7 protein-coding genes and 1 pseudogene are annotated in these 5880 nt (G+C 66.0%); 5 read left to right on the forward strand and 3 right to left on the reverse strand.

All coding sequences use genetic code 11. The features are described 5' to 3' along the window. The first annotated feature begins 11 nt into the window (after nt 1–11). Entirely contained in the window at nt 12–263 is a 252-nt protein-coding gene (locus tag H290_RS31010) for a hypothetical protein (protein ID WP_255327779.1), read from the forward strand. 50 nt (nt 264–313) lie between these two features. Here the strand turns inward: H290_RS31010 and H290_RS0127265 are convergent, their stop codons facing one another. Both H290_RS0127265 and H290_RS0127270 read right to left on the reverse strand, forming a co-directional pair. Continuing rightward, nucleotides 314–1801 carry an aldehyde dehydrogenase gene (locus tag H290_RS0127265; RefSeq protein WP_020110035.1) on the reverse strand — a complete coding sequence of 496 codons (1488 nt, stop codon included), beginning with the start codon at nt 1799–1801 and terminating at the stop codon, nt 314–316. 153 nt (nt 1802–1954) lie between these two features. Then, nucleotides 1955–2263, reverse strand: a complete 309-nt coding sequence (locus H290_RS0127270; protein ID WP_020110036.1) for an antibiotic biosynthesis monooxygenase — start codon at nt 2261–2263, stop codon at nt 1955–1957. Between the two features lie 98 nt (nt 2264–2361). Between H290_RS0127270 and H290_RS29980 the strand changes: the two genes are divergently transcribed. Continuing rightward, nucleotides 2362–3186 carry an alpha/beta fold hydrolase gene (locus H290_RS29980; protein WP_020110037.1) on the forward strand — a complete coding sequence of 275 codons (825 nt, stop codon included), beginning with the start codon at nt 2362–2364 and terminating at the stop codon, nt 3184–3186. Here the strand turns inward: H290_RS29980 and H290_RS0127280 are convergent. After that, nucleotides 3159–4055, reverse strand: a complete 897-nt coding sequence (locus H290_RS0127280; protein WP_020110038.1) for an A/G-specific adenine glycosylase — start codon at nt 4053–4055, stop codon at nt 3159–3161. The genes H290_RS29980 and H290_RS0127280 overlap by 28 nt on opposite strands. On the opposite strand from H290_RS0127280, the gene H290_RS0127285 reads away from it, so the two are divergent. The 3 genes and pseudogenes from H290_RS0127285 to H290_RS0127295 form a co-directional block, all read left to right on the forward strand. Further along, entirely contained in the window at nt 4054–4698 is a 645-nt protein-coding gene (locus tag H290_RS0127285) for a carbonic anhydrase (RefSeq protein WP_020110039.1), read from the forward strand. The genes H290_RS0127280 and H290_RS0127285 overlap by 2 nt on opposite strands. Before the next feature lie 90 nt (nt 4699–4788). Continuing rightward, nucleotides 4789–5556, forward strand: a complete 768-nt coding sequence (locus tag H290_RS0127290; RefSeq protein WP_028463763.1) for a hypothetical protein — start codon at nt 4789–4791, stop codon at nt 5554–5556. Between the two features lie 108 nt (nt 5557–5664). Beyond that, a pseudogene (locus H290_RS0127295) lies at nt 5665–5880 on the forward strand (hypothetical protein); the annotation flags it as partial.

A 5880-nucleotide genomic window follows, 5' to 3' on the forward strand; every position in this document is an offset into this window, starting at 1 on the left:
GATTCGATGACATCGACCACGCGCGGCAGTGGACCGCACAGTTCTTGGACCGCTACGCCCACCACCACCGTCACAGCGGTCTGGGCCGTCACACGCCGGCCTCGGTGTTCGATGGCACCGCCATCGAACACCGAGCCCGCCGCCAAAGACGACTCGACCAACTTTGGCAAGCCAACCCCCAGCGCTACCGGCGACCGCCGATAGCACCAGCGATACCTGACCAAGCAGGAATCAACATCAAGCACCTGTCTCAGACAGGTTGACAATTACCGAATATGTGGCTCGTCTTCGTATAGGTGGCTCGTGTGGAGGGTCAGGCGGTGGGGTCGTAACCCATCGGCAGGATGACCGACTTGTGTTCGACGTAGGACTCGAGGCCCTCGGGTCCGTTCTCGCGGCCGATACCGGAGTTCTTGTAACCACCGAACGGTGAACCGGGATCGATTGCGTACCAGTTGACCCCATAGGTTCCGGTGCGGATCTGGGCGGCGATCTCGAGACCACGTTCGACATCGGCCGTCCACACGGTGCCGGCGAGACCGTAGTCGGAGTCGTTGGCGATGGCGATCGCCTCGTCCTCGGTCTCGTAGTCGATCACCGAGATGACCGGGCCGAAGATCTCTTCCCGGGCGATGACCATGTCATTGGTGACACCGGTGAAGATGGTGGGACTCAGGAAGTATCCCGATTCCAGCCCGTCGGGCCGAGTGCTCTCGAGGACGGCGGTGGCACCGGCGTCCTTGCCCTTCTGGATGTAGTCCTCGACCTTGGTGCGCTGCTTTTCGGTGATCAGTGGTCCGAGTTGCGCTTCCGGGTCGTCGGGCAGTCCCGGCTTCAGCAGTTTGGCAGCCTCGACCATCGCGGCGACGATCTCGTCGCGCTTGGAACTCGGGACCAGCACCCGGGTCTGGGCGACGCACGCCTGGCCGGTGTTCATCAGGCCCGTGAACGTGAGCATTCCGGCGATCTCGGCGGGGTTGGCGTCCGCGAGCACGATGGCAGCGGACTTGCCGCCGAGCTCGAGCGAGCAGCGCTTGAGTTGTTCACCGCAGGTCGCAGCGATCGCCCGGCCGGCCGCGGTTGATCCGGTGAAGGTGATCTTGTCGACGTCGGGGTGGGCCACCAGGGCTTTGCCGGTCTCGGGTCCGCCCGGGACGACCGACAACACACCTTCGGGCAGTCCGGCCTCGGTGAACAGTTCGGCGATGTAGTTGGCCGACAGCGGGGTCTCGGGCGCGGGCTTGAGGACCACCGAACATCCGGCGGCCAGCGCCGGGCCGAGCTTGTTGCAGATCAGGAACAGTGGCACGTTCCATGCGGTGATCGCACCGACGACACCGACCGGTTCGCGAGTGATCTGAGACTTGCCGAACAATCCGTCGCGATACTCGAGCCAGCTGTAATTGATTGCTGCTTTGGCGTATTCACGAAGGACGCCGGTGGCGGGGAGTTGCTGGAGAGTCGCCACCGCGAGCGGTGGAGCGCCCATCTCCGATGCGACGAGGTTTGCGATCTCGGTGCCGCGTTCGTCGATCAGATCCGCGACCTTGGTGAGGACGGCAGCCCGGTCTTCGGGCGAGGTGCCTCGCCAGACGCCCGAATCGAATGCGGCCCGCGCGGCTTTCACCGCGGTGTCGACGTCGGTGGCATCGGCCAGCGGTGTGCTGCCCACGCGCTGCCCGGTGGCCGGCGAGAAGACCTCGAGAATGTCGGCGGAATGGGAAGTGGTCCAGCGCCCGCCGATCAGCAGGTCGCTGTGGTCGCGCGAGGTGGGTGGTGCCGCGTGGGCGGTGTCCGTCATTGGTCCTCCAGTTGGTGGTTGCCTCTGGTTACCAATGGTAGAACACGTTCCAGTTTTGCGGCAGGAAAATCTGGCCTGCACTCGGGCGCGAAGCCGCGAACTGCGGAGATCAGCCAGATGAGGCGATCTCAGCAGTTGGTGTCACACGTTCTCTCAGGTGGAGGGGCGGGCGTCGATGACAACCTCGAACTCGAGGAGGCTCGCGCCGGAGGAGACGGGCTTGGCGTGTTCGCCGGCGTGGGCCGCACGAGCGGGTCCGGCCGACCAGGCGGCGAAGTCCTCTTCGGTCTCCCACTGGGTGACCACGAAGTAGCGGTCGTCGCCCTTGACCGGGCGCAGGAGCTGGAACCCGAGGAACCCCTTCGATCCGTCGACGGTGTGGGCGCGCTGGGCGAACCGCTTCTCCAGTTCGGGGCCGGCGCCCTCGGGGACAGAAATCGCGTTGATCTTCACAATTGCCATGTCGCTCACCCTACTGCCGTCGATCGTGCGGGTGAACCCCGTCGACGGCCTCTCAGATATCCCGGCACGCGGGCCTATCGCGGCTAAGGTTCTACCTCGTGAGCGCGGACATCGGATTCATCGACTACGGCGGAAGGCCGGACGGCGCGCCGATAGTCCTGTTGCACGGACTGATGGGCCGGGGCCGGACCTGGCGACGGCAGATCCCTTGGTTGCGCGGCTATGGCCGGGTATTCACCTACGACGCTGCCTGCCATCGGGGTGCCGACGACGCCGCCGGGGCCGGTCCCGACGAACTGTGTACCGAACGCTTTGTCGCGGATCTGGCCGAGGCCCTCACCTGGATCGACATGGGGCCGGCAGTGCTGATCGGCCATTCGATGGGTGCCCTGCATGCGTGGTGCACGGCGGCGGAGTATCCGGAGTTGGTCTCCGCGTTGGTGATCGAAGACATGGCTCCCGACTTCCGCGGGCGGACGACGGCCGGCTGGGAACCGTGGTTCTCGTCGTGGCCCGAGCGATTCGATTCACTCGAGCACGCGCAGTCGATGTTCGGTGAGGTCGCGGGGAGGTACTTCTTCGAGGCGTTCGACGACGGTGTCCTGCACGGCCGGCTGGAGGTCTGGGCGGAGATCGCCGAAGAGTGGGGGCGGCGGGACTTCTGGCAGCAGTGGCAGGCGGTCAAGGTCCCGACGCTGCTGATCGAGGCGCAGAACAGTGTGACGCCCCCCGGGCAGATGGCGAAGATGGCTGCCGCGGTGAACAATTCGATCCTCTTGCAGGTGGCGGGCTCCGATCACCTGGTGCATGATTCCGCCCCCGACGAATACCGGGGCGCGGTGGAGGCATTTCTCTGTGGCCTGCAGGAGACCGTCATGGTGCAGCGCCCGCGGGTTCAGTCCCCTTCGCCCGCCAGGGCGTAACGACCATCGGACGTGACCTCGGCGAGTCCGTCGACGAGGAGTGAATCGAGCGCGCGGTCGCGCTGCGCGGTGTCGGTGGTCCACACGATGTCGAGTGATGCTCGCGGAACCGGACTGTTGCCGGCGCGCAGAACGTCGAGCAGCAGCCCGCGAACCTGGCGGTCGGTGCCGGCGAACTTCTGCACCTTGCGCGCCGGGCCGGTGTGGGCAGGCCGCCCGGTCGCCACCCACCGGCAGTCGGTCAGTGGGCAGCTCTGGCATCTCGGGTTCTTGGCGACACACACCAACGCCCCGAGCTCCATCAGCGCCGCCGAGAACCTCGGCGCGCGATCGTCGTCGGGCAGCAGTGCCTGTGCGTCACCGAGATCTGCCCGCGCCGGGTTGCCCGGTTCGGCGCGGCCGTGCACCGCCCGGGCGATGACACGCCGCACGTTGGTGTCGACGACCGGCACCGATTGCCCATAGGCGAAACAGGCGATCGCCCGCGCCGTGTAATCACCGATTCCCGGCAGCGTCAGCAGCACGTCGACGTCGGCGGGAACCACATCCCCGTGTTCGGCCGCCAGGACCGCCGAACAAGCGTGAAGGCGCATCGCGCGCCGCGGGTAGCCGAGCTTGCCCCACGCCCGGACGACCTCGCCCACCGGTGTCGTGGCCATCGCTGACGGCACCGGCCACCGCGCCACCCACTGCTCCCAGATCGGGGCCACCCGTGCGACCGGAGTCTGCTGAAGCATGATTTCGCTGATCAGGATGTGCCAGGCGCTGACGCCGGGCGCTCGCCAGGGGAGCTCGCGCTCGGCTCGATCGAACCAGGAGAGGAGCTTGCCCGGCGGGACCGAACCGGAGGAGGGCAGAATGTCAGGCATGTCCCTAACTACTCCGGCTCAAGCATGGGCGAACCTCCGCGAAGGCAACGAACGATTTGTGGCGGGCAAGTCGAATCATCCCAGTCAGGGTATCGAGGACCGTGCGCGTCTGGCCGAAGGGCAGCACCCGCAAGCTGTGCTGTTCGGTTGCGCTGACTCGCGAGTCGCGGCAGAGATCATCTTCGACCAGGGCCTCGGCTCGATGTTCGTCGTCCGCACCGCCGGGCACGTCATCGACTCCGCGGTTCTCGGTTCGATCGAATATGCCGTCCAGGTGCTCGACGTGCCCTTGATCGCGATCCTGGGGCATGACAGTTGTGGCGCGGTCAAGGCCACGCTGGAAGCCCTCGATGACCTGCAGATCCCGGGCGGATTCATTCGTGACGTGGTGGAACGCGTGACCCCGAGCATCTTGGCCGGTCGCAGTGAAGGTCTCACCCGGGTCGATGAGTTCGAGGCGCGTCACGTCAAAGAGACCGGTCGTCTCCTGGTCCAGCGGAGCCGGATCATTTCCGAGAAGATCGACAGCGGTCGGCTCGGGATCGTCGGCCTGACGTACGAGCTCGCCGAAGGTGCGGTCAGTTTGCGCGGAACGCTCGGCGAGGTCCAAGACGATCCGCGCATGCCCAGCCTGGCATCCTGACCTGGGGGTGAGACCTCGCGCACAGCATCGTCTCGCGACACGCCGCCCGAGGTCAGACAGCCGACGGCACGCTCCGATTAGCGTCGGGGTGTGTTGGATCCTCAGGGCCCCTTGCCGCCGGAAATTTACTGGCGCCGTCGCGCACTCGCGGCCGGCGTGCTGGTGGTTGTTCTGGCGGTCATCGTGGGTCTGGTCTTCTGGGTCACCGGTGGTGACGAGAGCAACAAGAACACCTCCAACGGCAGCGACCTCTCGAGTTCGTCGAGCTACGTCCTTCCGTCGGCCTACAGCGATTCGTCGGCCTCGGCCTCGGCGAGTCCCGGTGGGAGCGGCGGCACGGCCGGTGGCGGCGGCGGCGACGTTGCACTCGGTCAGGTCGACGCCTCGGGTGCGCCCGTTGCACCAGGTGCGGTACCCGCGGGCCAGACCCCGGCGCCGGTTCCGGCGAGTGGTCTGTGCCCCGACCAGAACATCTCGGTTGTCCTCTACACCGACAAGCCCGCCTACAAAGAGGGTGAGCAGCCGATCTTCACGATCGCGGTGACCAACGCCGGACTGTCCGAGTGCACGCGGGACGTCGGCAAGGCCATGCAGAGCGTGACCGTCCTGAATCTCGCCGGTGATCGCCGGATCTGGGCTTCGGGTGACTGCGCTCCGGTCGCCGGCGTCAACAACCAGCTCCTCAAGCCGGGCCAGCAGGTCCAGGACACCATCCAGTGGTCGGGCACCACCAGCACCCCGGGTTGTCAAACCCCGCGAGAGCCAGTGGTTCCGGGTGCTTACCAGGCCATCGCCAAGATCGGCGAGAAGCCAAGCGCGCCGATCACCTTCAACATCGATCGCGCGAACGCGCAGTAGCCTCAACGCAAAACCACCCGTTCCAGCCAAACCCACACGTTGCACCCTCCCTGCCACCCTGGTTGTAAGACACCAGGAGTGGTAAGGGTGGTGGGGATGGAGTGTGCAATGGATTTGTTGAATACCCCGATCGATGTGCCGATAGGGAGGTCAGCGAAGGGTTATCGTTCGTTCCCGGTCGCGTTCCGGATTGAGTTCCTGCAACGCTGGGACCTAGCGGTGCAGCGCGGCGCCAAGACCCGGTTGATGCGTGAATACAGCCTGACCCGGGCGACCGTGCGAGAGTGGTTACAGGCCCGCGAGTCCGGTGCGTTCAGCGACTCG

Source organism: Nocardia sp. 348MFTsu5.1, from assembly GCF_000383535.1.
Classification (GTDB): domain Bacteria; phylum Actinomycetota; class Actinomycetes; order Mycobacteriales; family Mycobacteriaceae; genus Williamsia; species Williamsia faeni.

Bases quoted from the DNA above. Each gene is read 5' to 3' on its own strand.
- H290_RS0127270 (WP_020110036.1), bottom strand. From the start codon at position 2,263: ATGGCAATTGTGAAGATCAACGCGATTTCTGTCCCCGAGGGCGCCGGC.
- H290_RS0127265 (WP_020110035.1), bottom strand. From the start codon at position 1,801: ATGACGGACACCGCCCACGCGGCACCACCCACCTCGCGCGACCACAGC.
- H290_RS0127285 (WP_020110039.1), top strand. From the start codon at position 4,054: ATGTCCCTAACTACTCCGGCTCAAGCATGGGCGAACCTCCGCGAAGGC.
- H290_RS0127280 (WP_020110038.1), bottom strand. From the start codon at position 4,055: ATGCCTGACATTCTGCCCTCCTCCGGTTCGGTCCCGCCGGGCAAGCTC.